This window comes from Orenia metallireducens, from assembly GCF_003001995.1.
In the GTDB taxonomy this organism is placed as follows: Bacteria; Bacillota; Halanaerobiia; order Halobacteroidales; family Halobacteroidaceae; genus Orenia; species Orenia metallireducens_B.
Genome location: NZ_PVNB01000014.1, coordinates 13,252 through 31,393, shown reverse-complemented (window position 1 = coordinate 31,393; position 18,142 = coordinate 13,252). Strand labels below are relative to the sequence as shown.

15 protein-coding genes and 1 riboswitch are annotated in these 18,142 nt (G+C 33.6%); of the genes, 2 read left to right on the top strand and 13 right to left on the bottom strand.

Annotation, left to right across the window (positions count from 1 at the left end; all coding sequences use genetic code 11):
* Positions 1–99: 99 nt before the first annotated feature.
* Complete coding sequence (locus BX659_RS10495; RefSeq protein WP_097018718.1) at positions 100–1,002, bottom strand: hypothetical protein; 903 nt, start codon at positions 1,000–1,002, stop codon at positions 100–102.
* Between the two features lie 372 nt (positions 1,003–1,374).
* On the opposite strand from BX659_RS10495, the gene BX659_RS10490 reads away from it, so the two are divergent.
* Positions 1,375–2,223, top strand: a complete 849-nt coding sequence (locus BX659_RS10490) for a DegV family protein (RefSeq protein WP_097018719.1) — start codon at positions 1,375–1,377, stop codon at positions 2,221–2,223.
* Positions 2,224–2,312: 89 nt separating this feature from the next.
* Here BX659_RS10490 and BX659_RS10485 read toward each other — a convergent pair whose 3' ends face one another.
* The 11 genes from BX659_RS10485 to BX659_RS10435 all read right to left on the bottom strand — a co-directional run bounded on the left by BX659_RS10485 (position 2,313) and on the right by BX659_RS10435 (position 16,123).
* A complete protein-coding gene (locus tag BX659_RS10485) occupies positions 2,313–3,476 on the bottom strand; it encodes an aminotransferase class I/II-fold pyridoxal phosphate-dependent enzyme (RefSeq protein ID WP_097018720.1) in 1,164 nt (387 codons plus the stop codon).
* Positions 3,473–3,958: an Lrp/AsnC family transcriptional regulator gene (locus BX659_RS10480; RefSeq protein WP_097018721.1), complete on the bottom strand. Its 486-nt coding sequence runs from the start codon at positions 3,956–3,958 to the stop codon at positions 3,473–3,475. Before BX659_RS10480 ends, BX659_RS10485 begins: the two co-directional genes overlap by 4 nt.
* A 249-nt stretch (positions 3,959–4,207) precedes the next feature.
* A complete protein-coding gene (locus tag BX659_RS10475; RefSeq protein ID WP_097018722.1) occupies positions 4,208–5,401 on the bottom strand; it encodes an EAL domain-containing protein in 1,194 nt (397 codons plus the stop codon).
* Between the two features lie 371 nt (positions 5,402–5,772).
* Entirely contained in the window at positions 5,773–6,762 is a 990-nt protein-coding gene (locus BX659_RS10470) for a glucosaminidase domain-containing protein (RefSeq protein WP_097018723.1), read from the bottom strand.
* Positions 6,763–6,905: 143 nt separating this feature from the next.
* Positions 6,906–8,960 (bottom strand): thioredoxin domain-containing protein, encoded by a 2,055-nt coding sequence (locus tag BX659_RS10465; RefSeq protein WP_097018724.1) that lies wholly within the window; start codon positions 8,958–8,960, stop codon positions 6,906–6,908.
* Between the two features lie 93 nt (positions 8,961–9,053).
* Positions 9,054–10,466, bottom strand: coding sequence for a D-alanyl-D-alanine carboxypeptidase family protein (locus BX659_RS10460; protein WP_097018725.1), 1,413 nt, complete (start codon positions 10,464–10,466; stop codon positions 9,054–9,056).
* 206 nt (positions 10,467–10,672) lie between these two features.
* A complete protein-coding gene (locus BX659_RS10455) occupies positions 10,673–11,029 on the bottom strand; it encodes a hypothetical protein (RefSeq protein ID WP_097018726.1) in 357 nt (118 codons plus the stop codon).
* A 160-nt stretch (positions 11,030–11,189) separates the two neighbouring features.
* Positions 11,190–11,978, bottom strand: a complete 789-nt coding sequence (locus tag BX659_RS10450) for a YdcF family protein (protein WP_097018727.1) — start codon at positions 11,976–11,978, stop codon at positions 11,190–11,192.
* A 711-nt stretch (positions 11,979–12,689) separates the two neighbouring features.
* A complete protein-coding gene (locus tag BX659_RS10445) occupies positions 12,690–13,469 on the bottom strand; it encodes an enoyl-ACP reductase FabI (RefSeq protein ID WP_097018728.1) in 780 nt (259 codons plus the stop codon).
* Positions 13,470–13,504: 35 nt separating this feature from the next.
* A complete protein-coding gene (locus BX659_RS10440; RefSeq protein WP_097018729.1) occupies positions 13,505–14,821 on the bottom strand; it encodes a circularly permuted type 2 ATP-grasp protein in 1,317 nt (438 codons plus the stop codon).
* A complete protein-coding gene (locus tag BX659_RS10435) occupies positions 14,822–16,123 on the bottom strand; it encodes a glutamate--cysteine ligase (protein WP_097018730.1) in 1,302 nt (433 codons plus the stop codon). It lies immediately after the preceding gene.
* A 558-nt stretch (positions 16,124–16,681) separates the two neighbouring features.
* On the opposite strand from BX659_RS10435, the gene gloA reads away from it, so the two are divergent.
* Entirely contained in the window at positions 16,682–17,071 is a 390-nt protein-coding gene (gene gloA, locus BX659_RS10430; protein ID WP_097018731.1) for a lactoylglutathione lyase, read from the top strand.
* Between the two features lie 37 nt (positions 17,072–17,108).
* Here gloA and BX659_RS10425 read toward each other — a convergent pair whose 3' ends face one another.
* Positions 17,109–17,792, bottom strand: coding sequence for a queuosine precursor transporter (locus tag BX659_RS10425; RefSeq protein WP_097018732.1), 684 nt, complete (start codon positions 17,790–17,792; stop codon positions 17,109–17,111).
* 8 nt (positions 17,793–17,800) lie between these two features.
* A riboswitch (PreQ1 riboswitch) is annotated at positions 17,801–17,844 on the bottom strand.
* Positions 17,845–18,142 lie beyond the last annotated feature (298 nt).

Sequence of the window (18,142 nt, the reverse complement as noted above, 5' to 3'; positions counted from 1 at the left end):
GCCTAATCTATCTAGTTATCCTTTTATGACTTAAAGCTTCACCTTAAAACCTAGCAAATTACTTACTTGCCAATAGAAATAACCGCTAATAATTAACGACTACATAATCCCATAAATCCTTCTCTCTTTCTCTCTAAGATAATATTCTACCCATTTGCTATCAATTGCCTCTTGCAAATCACCATCTATTCTTCTAAGTAATTCTTCTATCTCTGCTCCTAATTTGACAGCCTCTTCATTATTAAAAAGAAGTTCAATTCCTAACTTTTCTATAAATTTATCAATTCTTTTTTTTCGTTTAATTATCTCCTTTTCAACCAGCTCTACAAAGGTGGGGTACCAAAATTCTCTATTAATCTCCCGTTCTTCTGCTAGCCTTTCTAAATTGAAGGCAGTTACATTTCTTACAGATAACTCTTTTTTAAATAATTGCTCCTTCTGTTCATCACTTAGCTTCAAATCTTGAAATTGATCAAGAAATAAATAAGGAGCAGCATCTGGATCCCGCTTTAAAATACTACCTTGCTGACTATCTAAGACCTCAATAATATCAGCAATACTGAAGTTAGCTTTCTTCTCTTGATACAATCTCAACTTTTCATATTCCTTAAAATATAGCAACTCAGTAGCATATTCTTCTAACTTAGAATCATACACTAACAAAGTCCCTTCATACTCCTCCAATATCTCAAAAGCACCATCACTTAAGATCATATAGATATAATCTTTAGCTTCATGTATCATTACTGCATGCCTCATCAATCCTTTACGAGCTTGAAACTTGCTCAAGCGGTATAAGCGCTCTAATAAAGCCTCCCCCTCTATCACTTCAATTTCAACTAAAAGCTCTTCTACTCTATCTAATACCCCTTCATCAAACTCTATCCTCCAGGTACTTTTATTATATTCTACCCCTCTTATAGAAATTAAATTTCTAAATAATTCCTTAGTTAATCTCTCTTTAATCCCATATCTGCTCTCAGTTAATTTCCAAATTTTCATCGTAATCACCCAGACCTTTTAATAGTACTATTATAGATAATATCGAATAAACAAAAATTATTCAACAGCTTTTAGCAAAATTAATATGAGAATTAAAAAAACTAAACTTAATGGGTATATTGCGACACTTTTTTATTAGATAGTTAGGGGTTGGGTGGTTAGGTAGTTGGATTTTCCTAACCCCTACCCACCTACCTCCTAAATGTCGCTTTTTCTATCTATTGTATCAACATAGGGTTTAATAATAGAAATTTATCTATTAAACTGCATATACTATAATAGATAATTAATAATTATCTTAAATTGATTGCTTAAAGTTATTTATGATATAATGAAATTAAAATATTCTTGTAAAGAAGGTGATTTGTTAAAATGGATCAAAAGATTGCTCTATTAACTGATAGTACCTCTGACATTCCTAAAGAAATTTTAGAAGAGAAGCAGATACACAGCCTTCCTTTGAAGATAATCTATAAAGATAAACAATATACCGACAGGGTAGATATTCAGCCAGAAGAGATTTATAATAGATTTGCTGAAGAAATTCCAAGTACTTCTATGCCATCTCCTAATGATGCTACAAATATCCTTCTAAAACTAAAGGAAGAAGGATTTACCCATGTTATCGCAGTCCACATCTCTAGTGGTTTAAGTGGTACTTATAATATGGTTAGAATGATTGCTCAACAGGTTGAAGGTATTACTGTTGAAGTAATCGACTCTAAAGCATTATCTATGGGATTAGGAAGGTTGGTTCTTTATGCTGCTGACTTGATTGAAAAAGGATTGAACTTTGCTGATATTATAAAGAAAATCGAAAAAAAGATGAATAATACCGAGGTCTTTTTTGTAGTAAAAAGCTTAAAATATTTAATTGAAGGTGGTAGAATCGGTAAAGTATCAGGAACTATTGGTGAGCTTTTAAACCTTAAACCGATTATATCTATTGATGACGATGGTCAATACTATACCCTAAAGAAATCACGGGGAAGAAAGAAATCTATCAATACAATCTATAATATAGTTAAAGATAAGATTACAGAAGGTATCAGTACTGTAGATGTAATGCATGGTGCCGCCTATGAAGAAGCTAAAGAGCTATTAGAGAAGATAAAAAAAATAGATAATGTTAAGGATACCTTCTTTGGACAGATCGGTCCATCTATGGTAGTCCATACAGGACCTGGTTTAATTGGAATAGTAGTAAGCAAGGTTGATTGAGATTACAACTAAGTTTAAAATTAAGGATAAGTCTAAATTTGAGTTAAACTATTATTAAATTATAAAAAAGGCGTAATATTACGCCTTTTTTATAATTTATCCACAAATCTTCCTATTCTCTTTAAAGCCTCATATATATTATCTAAAGAGGAAGCATAAGAACAACGAATAAACCCTTCTCCACTCTCGCCAAAGACATTACCTGGAATTACCACTACACCCTCCTCTTTTAATAGCCTTTCAGCAAACTCTTCAGAACTTAGCCCAGTACTTTTAATAGAAGGAAATACATAAAAAGATCCCTTAGGCTTAAAACATTCTAAACCAATCTCATTTAAACCTTTAACGATTACCCTTCTGCGTTGATTATATGACTTGACCATCTTCTCTACTTCCTTATCACCATTACGTACTGCCTCCAAAGCTGCCTTCTGACTAACGATTGGAGCACAGAGCATAGTATATTGGTGAATCTTCATCATTGCTTGCAAGATCTCTTCTGGAGCAGCTACATAGCCTACCCTCCACCCAGTCATAGCATAGGCTTTAGAGAAACCATTAAATAAAATAGTCCTCTTCTTCATCCCTTCTAAAGTGGCAAAGCTGGTATGCTCTCCTTCATAAGTCAAACGGCTGTATATCTCATCAGATAAAACGATTAAGTTATGCTCCTTAACAACCTCAGCAATCTCCTCCAAGTCCGCTTTATCCATAGTAGCCCCAGTTGGATTACTAGGATAACATAAGACCAATACCTTACTTTTAGGAGTGATGGCTTCTCTTAAATCTTTAGCCCGTAACTTAAAGTTATCCTCTGCTCTAGTCTTGATTCTAACGACTTTACCTCCAGCTAATAAAGCAGATGGTTCGTAAGATACATAACAGGGCTCAGGTAAGAGTACCTCTTCTCCTTCTTTTAATAAAGCACGTAAAGCTAAGTCTAAGGCTTCACTGACTCCAACTGTAACTAAAATCTGATTTTTAGGGCTATATTCTAGCTTATAATCCCTCTTTAATAAATTAGCTATCTCCTCTCTTAGCTCTAAGAGACCATAATTAGAAGTATACATGGTATCTCCTTGTTCTAAAGAATAAAAAGCAGCCTCTCTAATATGCCAAGGTGTTACAAAATCAGGCTCTCCTACTCCTAAGGAAATAACATTATCTACCTCTGAAGCCAAATCAAAGAACTTCCTGATCCCTGAAGGGGGAATTGCCTGCACCCGTGGTGAAATTATCTTAGACCAATTCATGGTGAGACCACTAAACGTTCTGCTGGCTTAGTCTCTCCTTTAAAGATTACTCCATCCTTCTTATAGGTCTTTAACATAAAATGGGTAGCTGTACTTTGGACATGCTCAATAGTAGATAACTTCTCAGCCACAAATAAAGCTACCTCTTTCATTGTTCTACCTTCTACCTGAACCGATAAGTCATAACCTCCAGACATTAAATGCACAGAGCTTACCTCAGGAAACTTATAAATTCTTTTAGCTACTGCATCAAAACCAAAGTCCCTCTCTGGTGTTACCTTTACATCTATTAAAGCAGAAACCAACTCTTTATTGGTCTTATCCCAATCGATTAAGGTCGAATATTTAACAATAATATTCTTCTTTTCTAATTGGACAATCTCATTTTCAACCTCTTCTACAGACAAATCTAGCATAGTAGCTATCTGTTCATGGGATAATTTGCTATTATTCTTTAATAAATCTAAAATATCATCTCTCATCTTCACAACCCCTTCTTTACTACTTTAGTTAATAATTTGGCTATCCATCAGAAACCAATGTCTACTTATGTAATGATTTTTAGCTATTTAAATATTTCCATGATGATTTTGATGAAATCACCGTGTTCTTAAAGCTTAAATAAGCAATTATATAAAATATAATAACATATCGAGAAATTATTACAAGTTATAAAGTAATCTAAATGAAAAATTCTTAATAAAATTTAAATTTTATTATACAGTGTAGATCTAGACCTTAACCATAATCTCCTTTAAGACTTCTGCTGCTGGCTTTGGTCTATGATAATAATAACCTTGCACTAAATCTACATTACACCTCTTTAATAAATCAAGTTGCTCTTTATTCTCTATTCCCTCTGCTAAAACAATTGAGCCTGCCTCTTTAATTCTAACTACTGTATCATATATATCATCTTCAACCTTAATATCTGCACCAATCTGCTTTGCTACAGTTATACAGAGTTTAACTATTTTAGGCCTTAACTCTTCAACAGCAGCCATATCATAAAATCCACATCCTGTATCATCTAAAGCAATATTAGCACCTAGCTTATTTAACTTTAAAATATTATGCTTAATCTGTTTTAATTGGGATAAAGGCATATGCTCAGTAATCTCAAAGACAACCCTAGATAATAACTTAGCAAATCTCACATCTGAAATAGCATCATAAAAGGTATCCTTTAATAATAGCTTAGGGCCGATATTTAAAAACAACATATATTTATCAGGTAAAGAGAAACCCCATTCTAAACCTTTAATAATAGCAGCCAACTCCAACTCTTCTGTTAAATCAAAGTAAGCAGCTGCTGAGAAGAGGTCACTTGCCTGAAATAAACCACTATCAAGCGGTCCTCTAGTCAACACCTCATAGCCGATAATGTCATCTTTCTTTAAAGAGATAATGGCTTGTAGAAAGGTTGTTATCTTTTTCTCTTTAATAATATCTACAAAATCCCCTTTACTTATTATATTATTATACTTAAAGTCACTTACAGCCTCTCTCTCTAACAGATAATTGATGTAATTAAAGGAATCTATCTCAAAGGAATCTATCTCATTAGCATCTTCATCTAATGGTGTGATTAAAAATTTAAAAGAAACCTGATTACCAGTAGCATCCCCAAACTCCTCTCTTAACAATTCTCTGATAAGTTTACTTCCTGCCACCTGTATAGACTCTAGCTGCTCATCAATATCAACTAGAATATTATCTCCTTCCATAGCAAAGATTAGAGACCAGCAACCATCAAATACCTCCACCTTTTCACTTAAGATACTATGCCTCTCTAGCAGCTGAAGAACAATCTCTTTAAACTTCTTATCTATATTGTTCTTTATATTGACTATAATATTATCGCCAAAGATATCTCTAATCTGATCTAAATTATCTAAGCAGAAAATCATCTGATACTTCTTCATTATTACCTCTCCCCTTTTTTAACAGCTATTATCTTATAATTTTATGTAATAAAAATCTCAAGATAGTTGAGTAAAGTTACTGACTTATCATTAATCTCTGCTAACACATTGATCAAACTTATTAACAGCTATCCTGCTAATAAAAGCAGCACCTATTCTATGCTAGATTATGCTTTTTGATTTTAATTTATGAAATCAACCAATCCAAATCTCTTCTCTTTCAATTACTTCATAACTCTTATTCTATACTTAAAATTAGATACCTGCTTATAAAAGAATTAGGATGCATTTAAATGCATCCTAATTTATGATTGCTTATAAATAGCTTTAAGATTCAAGTTAAAGATAGATTTAATTAGTCAGAGCTAAATTTAATCTTTTAATAAACTATCTAACTTTTGTAAGTTATTATATTTAATAATATCTTGAAGTTCTTCGATATATAGCTCTCTACGCTGAGAATAGTTCAATAGCCCCTCAGCTAATTTTACACTATCTAGCTCTTCTCCCTTATTTCTTAAACTTGTCCTAATCTTCCACAATTCTTCATAAGCATAATGGCTATTTAAATTATTAATATAGCTTTTAATAGAGGCTTCTATTGTATCAAATTTTCTAATCTTATAAGTAGCATTTACAGGTCTATCTTTAGGAACTACCCCTGCAACCTCCTTGCTAAAGGTCCACTCCCCAAAGATATTATTAGCCACCCTAGTAAACCTAGAAGTACCCCAGCCTGATTCACAAGCAGCCTGAGCCAAGACTAGAGATAGAGGTATAATATCAACTTTAGTAAGTAATAAATTTAATACCTCTTCTAAATCATCACTTTTAACACTATACTCTTTTTTAAGCTGACTCACCCACTCTTCATTCTCAGTATCAACGCTAGAAGAGCTAGCATACTTTTTAGCAATAGATTTAAGCCTTCTTCTATCCTCTAGCAGCTCTTGATTGGCATGGTAAGCTCCAATTAAAGTGATACTTAAAAAGATCTTCTTCTTCTTAGCAACATCTCTAATCTCACCAATATCCTCTGGAAATCTCTTCACCTTTACCCTAGGTATCTCTACTGCTTTTTGATTGATATTATAATTATAATCCTCTAATAACCTTTCCCAGTCTTTATAACTATCATAAGCTATACTTGTAAAAGCTTCTTGCTCAACCTCTTGAACTTGCTGAATTGCTTTAGCCTCTTGAGCAGCTTCTCTTTCTGAAGCTGAAACTTCACTTGTCAAGTCATCCTGCTTTAAATCAACACCCTTTGATTTAAATAAGCTAGTCCCAAAATAACCCATTGCGGCTAGAAAGATCATCATAGCCAGTATAAGTACTGTCTGTAATTTTAACTTATTCAATCTAAATCTCCCCTTAATTTAAAAAGTGTAGGAATTCCTACACCTTTAATGATTTTATCTAAACTAATTATAACATAATCAAGAGATTATAGGCTATACTAATATTTTCTAATCAATCTTAACCTTAACCTCAGACTCAAATACTACATTAGCCTCTCCCTTATCTCATCTAAATCTGTAGTTGGACTCTGACAGGTATAGTTTTGGCAGATGTATGCCGTTACTTTATCATCTATCTGCTGATAATTTTCTATAAAAGGAGCAATTTCACTTAAAAGCTCACTGTTTCTCTCATCCTTAAGCAAAGTTGTTGTAAAGGGGGTAAAGTTATCCCTAAGGGCATCTCTAATCTCTTTAGTATCATTAGCTTCTCTATTTCCGACAATAATCACTTCCCTACCCTCAGCTAAGACAAATAATAGTGATGACATAAAGTAAGAGTAGTAGATATTATCCTCCTTAATCTGATTCCAAAAAGCTTTAATCTGTGAGTCTGCCTTCTCCTGTAAGTCATTATCATTCAATAACCTTGCTAAACGCAAGAAGTTGAAGGTAGCAACGGAATTTCCTGAAGGGATTGCCCCATCATAGACCTCCTTAGGACGGGTAATCAACTCTTCACCATCACTACCATAAAGATAGAGACCTCCCTGCTTATCATCCCAGAAATAACGGATTAGATCATCATTTAGTTCCAAAGCCATCTTAAGATATTTAGCATTGAAGCTACTCTCATAAAGCTCAATTAATGCCCAGACCAAGAAGGCATAATCATCGACATAGGCCAAATAGGCTGCGTCTCCATCACGATAGCGTGCCAATAATCTGCCATCTTCATTCCTTAAATTATTCCAAATAAAGTCTATAGCCTTCTCTGCCTGCTCTAAATAGATATCCTTATTCAAGGATTTAGCAGCTCTTGCCATAGCTACAATCATTAAAGCATTCCACGAGGTCAAAATCTTATCATCCTTATAAGGATGTACCCGCTTAGCTCTAGCCTCAAAAAGTTTCTGCTTAGCCTCTCCAAAACGCTCTTCTAGCTTAGCTTTTCGTTCATTATTACCAATTAAATTGGGAATACTCTTTCCTTCAAAGTTTCCCTTTGTAGCAATATCATAATATTCACAGAACTCTGTTCCCAGCTCTTCTCCTAACACATCTTTAACCTCTTGAGGTGTCCACAGATAGAACTTACCTTCTATCCCTTCAGAGTCAGCATCTTCAGCTGAATAGAAGCCACCTTGTTCAGAAGTCATGTCTCTAATCACATAGGTTAAGATCTCTTCAGCAATTTCAGCATACTCCTCTTCTCCCCTAGCTTGAAAGGCTTCTAAGTAAGTAATTGCCAACAGAGCATTATCATAAAGCATCTTTTCAAAATGTGGGACTAACCATTTATCATAGGTGGAATAACGACTAAAACCATAGCCTATATGATCATAAACTCCACCACGATACATCTTATCTAGGGTCTCTTCAACTATCTCTAGAGCAGAATCATCCTCCCTTAACTTCCAATACCTCAATAAAAACATTAAATTATGGGGGGTAGGAAACTTAGGTGCTGTTCCAAAACCACCATATTTACGGTCAAAGTAGTCACTGAACATCTCAGCAGTCTTATCTACAGCCTCTGCCATCTCTTTGCTAGAAATTTCATCTATCCTTTGATTTTCTTCATCTTGAATCACCTGAACTATCTCATTACTGGACTTGATTACTCTCTCACGATTATTATCCCAGCCCTCCTCTATCCTCTCTAAAACCTGCAATAGACCCATTCTCCCTCTGATACTGCTTTTAGGGAAGTAAGTACCAGCAAAAAAGGGCTTCTTATCAGGGGTCATGATAATCGTTAGGGGCCAGCCTCCACGACCTGTTAAGGCTTGGCAGACATTCATATAGATACTATCGATATCAGGTCGCTCTTCACGATCAACTTTGATTGATACAAAGAAATCATTTAAAGCTTGAGCTACCTCCTCATCCTCAAAACTCTCCCGCTCCATCACATGGCACCAGTGACAGGTAGAATAACCAATCGATAAGAAGATAGGCTTATCTTCTTTTTCTGCCTTCTGAAAGGCTTCTTCACTCCAAGGGTACCAGTTTACAGGATTATGGGCATGTTGTAGCAGATAGGGGGACTTTTCATAAATGAGTCTGTTAGCTTGCTTTTCTACTATCTGATTCATAAATCTTCACCTCTTTTTTCTATTCTGGGCTATATTTAATTTTTGATTTTAATTTCAGATATTCTGCTTTAAGTTCCATTCCAATAAGTAAACTTATGCCATTCCTAAATACTCCTCTAGAGTTGCTCCATTACTAGCAATCGTATAAGCAATATGATTATTACCTAGATAACGAAGATGCCAAGGTTCATATTGATAACCGGTAACCTCTTCCTTTCCTTCTGGATACCTGATAATAAAGCCAAATTTAGGAGCATTTTCTTTAAGCCATCTTCCCTCTCTTGTCTCTCCAAAGGATTGACTTAAAGCAAAGTTTACTTTAGGACTTGTTACATCCATTGCTAAACCTGTTTGATGTTCACTCTCCCCTGGCTTAGCACTGAACTGATTTGCTCTTTCTAAACCATATCTCATCGATTTAGAGGTAAAGATTGCTTTTTGACGATCATAGGAGCGATAGCCCGAGGTAGCATACAAAGCTATATTCTCCTCTTTAGCTTTAGCAAAGAGCCTCTCTAAAGCCCTAGCAGCATCCTCCCTCATTAACTTCTTTTCATGAAATTCTGTAAAAGGAAAAGGGACATCAGGTACTACTAAATTCTCTGGAATATAGTTTGAGGGGAGACTATTATTCTTATTAACCAAAGCTAAGGTATCACTAGGTTCTGCTAAGACAATATGGTCTGTAAGTAGAGCCTCTGCTAAATATTCTTTTGTTTTAGGACCATAGATACCATCGACATTCAAAGCATCATACTGTTTTTGAAAATCACTGACTATCCTTTCAGTTGTAGGACCATAAGCACCATCCTCTACCAATGAATAGCCCAAGTCATTAAGAGCTATTTGGATAGCTTTTACTCCTTCTCCTCTATCACCAACTCTAAAAACTTCATCAGGTAATCTTTTGACAGAAGGTAATTCATCTTGCTTAGGTATAGTTAGAGCTTGACCAATATAAATTCTATCACCAGTCAGACCATTAGTCCGCTTCAGCCCTTGCAGACTCAAATTATATCTTCTAGCAAGCTCAGATAGGGTATCACCTGCTTGTACAATATGAGTCTTGTCTTGTAGCTGGGGTATCTTTAGAGTTTGACCGATATAGATTAGATCACTGCTTAATCCATTGAGAGCCTTCAATTTAGAGACTGTAGTTCCAAACTTATTAGATATCTTTACTAAAGTATCACCAGACTCTACTTTATATGTTCTTAAACTCTGGGTTTGAGTTTGAGAGGGCTCTGCTGCCTTCGCAACCCCAATATTAGCAAAGGGCAATGAGGCTACCAATAAAGAACCTACCATCAAATTAATACTCTTTACTTTAATATTAGGTAACTTCTCTTTAATATAGTCTCTAATAGCCCGCTCTAAACCTATTCTCTCTTTACTATCTATTTCATCAAAGTCTTTAGCAAACTCACTTAGCTCTTGATCAAGATATAAGATAACTGTATAGCCATCTTTTCTTTTAAGAAGTTTATGTCCAATGAATAGTTCCATAGTTTAACCACCCTTTTTATTCTAATTAACTGTTGTAGATTTTATTCCGAATTCACATATCTATAGTATGATGATATTAACCTTAAATAATACAAGCAATCTATCGAAATGAGCATACCATAATTAGGTCTTTATTCTTAAATCTTAAATTTAAATAAAAAAGCCAGACCAATATCGGTCTGACTAAATAGATATGTTAAAACTACTTATTCTTTTTTAGTAATTATCTTCTTAATTCTCTTCTTTCCATCAACAATCTCTTCAGTGATCACTTCTTCTATCTCAATTGTACCACTCTCTACATTATTGATATTTAATGAATATTTCATATCATCTTGTAACATCTTTTGAACCTCTATACCATTTTGAATAATTGAATTTAAACTACTTTGGAAATCAATTAACTTATCAACACTAACATCCTCTAAGTCCATAACCCCTCTCATCTCTTCAGCACCAGCATTTAATAATTCAGCTAAAGCTACCTTCTCTAAGGCTGTAGACTCTAATACATCCATTAGAGCCTCTTCTCTCTTTTTACTCTGTAATTTTAATTCAGGCATTCATCCTCCTCCTTTTAATTAGAATTTTTTTCATATTATGCTATTATATCTTATTAAAAGTGGAAGAGTTATATAACCTAAATAAGTATCTTTTATCACAAATTTTATAAGATAGAGCTGTTTGATTATATAATTTCTATCTTCTCTTACTTAAATTTGACTATCTCTTAAATAGATACCAAATTAGACCTAACCATTCATGCATAGCTTTGATGTTATTTTCTAATGAGTTACCATTAGGGAAGAAGTCTAAAATATTAATCCTATCCTCCCATAAATAATTAGCAGGAGCAGCTATCAATTCATACTTCCAATTCTTTTGAAAAGAAGAGAGGGAACGGCTCATATGAATAGCATCAGTAACCAATATAATCCTTCTATAACCTAGCCCCTCTAAAATCCCTGTAGTATTGACCGCATTAAGCCAAGTGGTCAAAGCTTTATCCTCTACCATTATATGCTCAGAATCAACTCCGAAATCCACCAATACATCTCTCATTATCTCTGCCTCTGATATCCCTGACATCCCTGGAGGAGTACCTCCAGTTACAACTAGCTCATATCCCGAATTTTGATATAGCTTCAAACCTTCATATAACCTACTTAAGGTCTTAAATTCAATCTCTTCACCTCGTAGTGTCCCCCGTTTGATTCCTCCGCCTAAGATAACAATTGCACTCTTCTCTTCTGATAGCCCCTTTATATCTAAGGGGGCATAGTTATCCTCTAAAGGCTTAACTAGCATTAGCTCTCCAAAATAAGTACTGAAAATATATACAGAAAATAATAAGAAGATTAATCCTAAAGAGATATAACGCTTCTTATTTCGTTGCGCAGAATAGGAGATTCCTTTTTTAAAGTTGAGTAAAACTAAAATAGCTACCAATACAAAGAATAACCCTGGTGGTAATAACAAACTAGCAATTATGTTTCTGATATAATACACCATCTACTTCCCCCTTTTTAAATTCTTAAAAGATTATTTCTAGCTTAACGGGAGCTTTTCCTTTATTTCACCTCTAATCTTTCAATTTACTAATTTGATATTTTACTTATACTTAGACGTAATTTTTTATTTTATGTTAACTATATGTCAAAATTATAGTGTACACCTTGACAAAAGTAATGAAAGTAATTATAATTAACACAACTTCAACTAAAAACTAACATATAAATGTAATCTTTTCTAGAAAATGATGTTAATTATTAAATTCGGGCTTAAACCTTTACCCTATCGAAAGGAGGATGAATTAATGTGTTCAAAATGCTTTTATTTTGTCTATAGAAGATTCTATTGCACAAAGCTAAATACCCATGTTTATTTAACTGATCAATGTTGTTATTTTAAAAGAACAATTCAGAAAAACCTTAGCTAAAACCATTTTCTACTGAAAGGAGCTGTTAATTTGACCTTAACTGCTAAAATTAATGATTATTGTAAATCTACAAATCTAATATCAATAATATTATCCTGAAATAGGATTTAAGTAAATAATTATTTACTTAAATCCTATTTTTTATTATCTTTTTAAATTAAAAAATACTCAACTAAGCAACAATTATTAAAATCTAAAAATTTAATTGATAATTGATAAAATAGAAAAGAGATAGACTCAAAGCCCATCTCTTAGCAAAATTTATTAAATTTTAAGCAATTAAGCTATGCTTTAACATTATAGCCCCCATCAACATGGATAATCTCACCTGTTACTCCAGAAGATAGATCACTCAATAAGTAGAGTGTATTAGCTGCTATCTCTTCTTTCTCTACAAGCCTCTTCATTGGAGTCTTTTCAGCAAACTCCTTTAACATATTTCTAAAGTCACCGATTCCACTGGCAGCCCTAGTTAAGACTGGACCAGGAGATAGTGCATTAACCCTAATATTTGTCTCTCCTAAATCAGCCGCTAGATAACGAACTGAAGACTCTAAGGCAGACTTAGCCACACCCATTACATTATAATTGGGAACTACCTTCTCTGCACCATAATAACTCATAGTAACAGCAGAACCACCCTTCTCTTTCATCATTGGATAAGCTGATTGAACAGCTTTAACAAAGGAATAGACACTGATCTCTAAAGCTCTGCTGAAACTATCACGACTGGTCTCTAGGTACATCCCACTTAAATCGCCTTTAGCAGGACCTCCAGCTATTGCATGGACTATAAAATCCAACTCACCATCAAAGGCATCAGCTAGCTCACTAAATACCTTATCAAAATCCTCATCACTTGTTACATCTAAAGTCTGATAAAACTTAGCTTCTATACTTTCAAAAAGGGGAATCACCCTCTCACCTATTTGTTCATTTTGATAAGTAAAAGCCAATTCTGCCCCCTCTTCTTTTAGCCTTTCAGCAATATTCCAAGCAATCGATTTCTGATTTGCAACTCCCATAATTAAACCCTTTTTACCTGCCATTAATCCTGTAGCCATAAGAGCACCTCCTAAAATAATTATAATTAATTGGCCTAATCTATAATTAAGTTTGGTAATGTCACACAACCTGTTGCACTAGCAATTACATTATCCTTGCCTGCTCTTGTATAGATACCTTTAAAGTCTTGATTGTATAAGAATAGCCCTAAAGTATACTTAAAAGGTTCAAAAGAGAGCTTACCTTGACCAAAGACTGCTAGCTCTTTTTCTGGTACCAAACAGAACTCTTGTACCAAATAACTCTTTCCTTCAATCTTATCAAGCCTAGCTTCCCACTCAGCTTGACTTAAATCCCTTCCAATTGCAACCCCATCTGCTCCATATAAGTCCATTGGCTTTAATACTAGAGATTCTCTATTCTCTTTGACATAATTAAACAACTGATCATCAGTGGGATTAAAAATTCTTGTGTAAGGGATATGCTGCTTAATAAATTCTTGTTCCTCTTTACTTAAAAAATCTACCTTATCAGAATCTTGTAAAAGAGCAAAGATAATCTTATTATGAATAATCTGAGAGCGAAGTCCGCCTACCACACAGATATTACCGTCAAGATAGGCTGCCACAAAATCTTCAATTTCATCATAGTGACCGATTAAATCTAAAGTTACTGCTCGACGATAAATTAAATCGACCCTAAAATCACCACTATATAGCTTATTATCACGATAATCTAACTCTCTAGGGTCAATAATCTCAACCTGGTAACCTCGTTCTTTGATAGCATCTCTAAAGCACTCAAACTCTTTAACCATCCCATAACCTTCAAAGTCCATAATAGCAATATTAGGCTTATCATGATTGGGATTAAACTGCCGGTAATTCTCTAATAAGTTATCAATCCAACTCTCAATCAACTCAGCATAAGCTATTTGGTAATCTCTCTTCAACTTATCTATAGCCTTTGTAGATAGGAAAAATTTCTCCAAGGTATTGGTTTTGACAGCACCTGAAGAGCCGTCGGTATTTAATTCACAAAACTTAAAATTTCTGCCCCCATAATAAAAGATATCAAAACGTGTCATAGGAAAGGGGCAACTATATCCCGGATCAGCTAAAATCAACTCTTCCAACTCTTTAGAAAAAGAAAAATAAGAACGGAACTGTCCATCAGATAGATATTTAGCTATTACTTTATTTAGAATATCCGTTAATTGACTTGTTAATTCTTTAAAAATTTTAAGTTCTTCATCACTAAAAAATAAAGGCTGATATAAGAAGGGAATTACCTGCCCATGATAATATGCAGGAGAATCTTCCATCTTCTTATAAAGTTGCTGATAATCCTCATAATATTTATTTGGATTTGCTGATAATATCTCTTGATATCTCTTATAAATCGCCTCCACCTAATTATCCTCCTTAATACTCAAATTCAAGATATGATCTTCAATTACTTCTCGTTTACTCTTTAACTTTAACTCTTTTTTTGCTTTGTTTGCTAAAGTCTCTCTACTCTTTATTATATCTACTAAAGGAGCTAAATATCCTACTTCATCCTCTGCTAAAGATAACTTTACCCAATCAAGTAATTTTTCTCCTACCTCTACCACCTTATATTCGCCTAAATATGCTTCAATTCCTTTATCTATAATCTCTTTTCTAGCAGATAATACCTCTGCTAAGGTGAATTCTCTAATAAAATTATAAACCTTATCCAATAGCTTTTGGTTATAAAACAACCCCTTCCATAAAGCAACAACTGCAAAACTATATTCAGGTGGCAATGAATCTGCCATCCTAATCTCAACAAACTGTTTAGCCCGAACATCAGGAAAGACCATAGTTAAAATATGTTCCAACTCTTCTGTTCCAAACTCCCTATTTTCAAATATTTGATAATTATTCTTATCTAAAGTAGAGATATACTCTCCCCTGCTTTTAATCAAAATTGGTCTACGACTTAGAATATATTCAGCATACTTTTTATAGCCAAAATCCTCATCAAAAGCCTCCTTTACAATACCACAGCGTTCATCATCAGTATTATCCCAAATAACCGTACGCAGAGCTTGCCCTTCATAAACCCCACCTTCAAAAAATGGGGAATTATCCAACAGACTACTCAAAACTGGCGATAGAGTATTTGCCACTCTAAACTTCTTAATAAAGTCCTCTTCATCTCTATAATCCAAAGCTACCTGCAAAGCTGCTGTTCCCTTCATCATATTATGAGCATACTTACCTGTCTTAGCCAAATAATCTGACATTATCTTATATCTCTCTTTAGCATTCCACTCTATCTCTTTAATCTTACTATGTAATTGATACCCTAAATTAATTAACCAGTAACCCTTCTTTTCTAAAATAGGAATAATATCCTCTAAGAAATCAAGATAAATCTTCTTTAAATCCTCAATCTTCTCTTGAGGACTGATCCCTATCTCCAGTTGACCACCAGGTTCTAAAGTAATATCAGCTTTGCTAGATTTAAGACCAATCAGCTTGCCCCCTTCTTTTTGACCTTCCCAGCCTTTCTTCTCCAAAGCTTTTAAAACCTCTTTAACACCTCCAACCTTACGATATCCTACACTCTTTAAAGTATCTCTCTCTACTACAAAATGCTCTATCTCCATTCCCAGTGATTCTATTTCACATTCACCTGCTCTAAAATATGTAATCAACTTCTCCTTTAATTCCTTGCTCTTCATCTTTTCACCCCGTTTACAATATATGTATTTAATTTATCTAGGGCTTTGATAAATCAAAGCCCTATACTCAAATTATATTAGATTGTTTATTTTTAAGAAGCACGATTAATATATATTCAAATAAAACTATTATAAACCTTTTAAGTTCTATCAACTTCCCTCCTCTTACTTAAAGTTTAACCAATTTGCTCCTTATTCTAACAGAATATTTAATTATAGATTTAAGTTTGAATGTACCTTTTATAGATAAATATATTACAACACTTTCGGTATCAAGTGGATAGATAGTTTTGTGGTTAGTTTAAAACTGACTACCTAAGCATTCAACCACCTGCCCATCAAAAAAACAAGTGTCATAATATCTCATTTAGTTTCATTTAAAAACTGATAACTTATCTTTATATCATAATTTAAGCAAATTTGATTAGATTATCTTTATTAGTATTAATTATGCTTATTGATTATATTATATCAACTCTTCAATTAATAATAAAGGGTTGACAATTAAATATCTACCTTATACAATGTAAACAAATATTTCAATAGGAGGTTTATACTATGTCACAAACTTATGAATATGTCCATGCCTGTGTTAGAGTACTTGATTTAGAGAAATCAATCAAATTTTACGAGGATGCTTTAAACTTTGAAATATCCCGTAGAAGAGACTTTCCAGAATATGAGTTTAGTCTTGTTTATATGAAGAGTCCTGCAGGAGACTTTGAACTTGAACTTACATATAATTATGATCGTAAAGAGCCTTATACAGTTGGAGATGGGTACAGCCATTTTGCTGTAGTAGTCGATGACTTAAAAGGTTCATATAAACGACATAAAGAGGCTGGTTATCAAGTAGGCGATATCAAAAGCTTAAGTGAAGAAGCCAGTGGTGGTTATTACTTCTTAACAGATCCAGATGGATATCGTACTGAAATTATCCAGAAATAATAAAAATGCTCTCCTTAAAAAAAGGAGAGCATTTTTATTATTCAAAGATCGGTTTATCAATTTTTTTAGCCAAATAAACAATTGGTGTATCACAGGCAGCAACCAACCATTTCATAAAGTATGTTGTAATTAAAATCTCTATAAAGATATCAAACTCAAAAACTCCATAAAAAGCAATAAAGGTAAATAAGAGACTATCTATCAATTGGGAGACCATTGTCGATAAATTATTTCGAATCCAAAGCTGGCTATCTTTACTAAACTTCTCTTTCCAATAATGATATGCCCAAACATCATGTAACTGCCCTGCTAAGTAAGCAATCAAGGAAGCTATCGTAATTCTTGGCATGATAGAGAAGATATTAACTAGACTTTCATTGATAAAATCTGATTCATGGGGTATAAACTTTAAACAAAGCCACATAATTGAAGTAGCTGAAATCAGCGCAAAAAAACCAATCCAAACTGCTTTACTGGCTTCTTTCTTACCATACTTCTCCGAAAGGATATCTGTAGCCAAAAAAGAGGTCCCATAAATTATATTACCTAAAGTTGAGACTATCCCAAATAATTCAACAGTCTTTAGCACCTGAATATTAGCCAAAACAATGGCAAAGCCACTCCAGACCAACAATCCTAACTTTCCAAATAGCTTATATGATAGTAGAATAAAAGTAAAGTTAACCACCATCAAAATAATCCAAAGTACTTCATTTGACATATTATAACCACTCCTTAGTTTTTTATAGCAGGATTTTTCGAACTGCTCTTCTATCTATGTTATAATTAAAAACCAGCTAGTATTATAGAAACCCTAAATCAAAAATTTAGAGATTTAATATTTGTTACCTTAACTAGTATAACAAATATTAATTAAATTTCAATAATTTTATTAAATTAATCTCTTATGCTATATCAAATTGATACAATAGAGAAATATTCAGACACTTTTTAATAGCTACTAGCCTCTAGCTTTATAAGTTCTTAGCTAATAGCAGATTTATCACGGAGGGTTTATGATTTTCAAACCCGTAGGAGAGGCCAGAAGCTAGTAGCTAAAGTATCGCAATA

Excerpts from the sequence above, each read along its gene's own strand:
- BX659_RS10495 (WP_097018718.1), bottom strand. The coding sequence starts at position 1,002 with ATGAAAATTTGGAAATTAACTGAGAGCAGATATGGGATTAAAGAGAGA.
- BX659_RS10490 (WP_097018719.1), top strand. The coding sequence starts at position 1,375 with ATGGATCAAAAGATTGCTCTATTAACTGATAGTACCTCTGACATTCCT.
- BX659_RS10485 (WP_097018720.1), bottom strand. The coding sequence starts at position 3,476 with ATGAATTGGTCTAAGATAATTTCACCACGGGTGCAGGCAATTCCCCCT.
- BX659_RS10480 (WP_097018721.1), bottom strand. The coding sequence starts at position 3,958 with ATGAGAGATGATATTTTAGATTTATTAAAGAATAATAGCAAATTATCC.
- BX659_RS10475 (WP_097018722.1), bottom strand. The coding sequence starts at position 5,401 with ATGAAGAAGTATCAGATGATTTTCTGCTTAGATAATTTAGATCAGATT.
- BX659_RS10465 (WP_097018724.1), bottom strand. The coding sequence starts at position 8,960 with ATGAATCAGATAGTAGAAAAGCAAGCTAACAGACTCATTTATGAAAAG.
- BX659_RS10460 (WP_097018725.1), bottom strand. The coding sequence starts at position 10,466 with ATGGAACTATTCATTGGACATAAACTTCTTAAAAGAAAAGATGGCTAT.
- BX659_RS10455 (WP_097018726.1), bottom strand. The coding sequence starts at position 11,029 with ATGCCTGAATTAAAATTACAGAGTAAAAAGAGAGAAGAGGCTCTAATG.
- BX659_RS10450 (WP_097018727.1), bottom strand. The coding sequence starts at position 11,978 with ATGGTGTATTATATCAGAAACATAATTGCTAGTTTGTTATTACCACCA.
- BX659_RS10445 (WP_097018728.1), bottom strand. The coding sequence starts at position 13,469 with ATGGCTACAGGATTAATGGCAGGTAAAAAGGGTTTAATTATGGGAGTT.
- BX659_RS10435 (WP_097018730.1), bottom strand. The coding sequence starts at position 16,123 with ATGAAGAGCAAGGAATTAAAGGAGAAGTTGATTACATATTTTAGAGCA.
- gloA (WP_097018731.1), top strand. The coding sequence starts at position 16,682 with ATGTCACAAACTTATGAATATGTCCATGCCTGTGTTAGAGTACTTGAT.
- BX659_RS10425 (WP_097018732.1), bottom strand. The coding sequence starts at position 17,792 with ATGTCAAATGAAGTACTTTGGATTATTTTGATGGTGGTTAACTTTACT.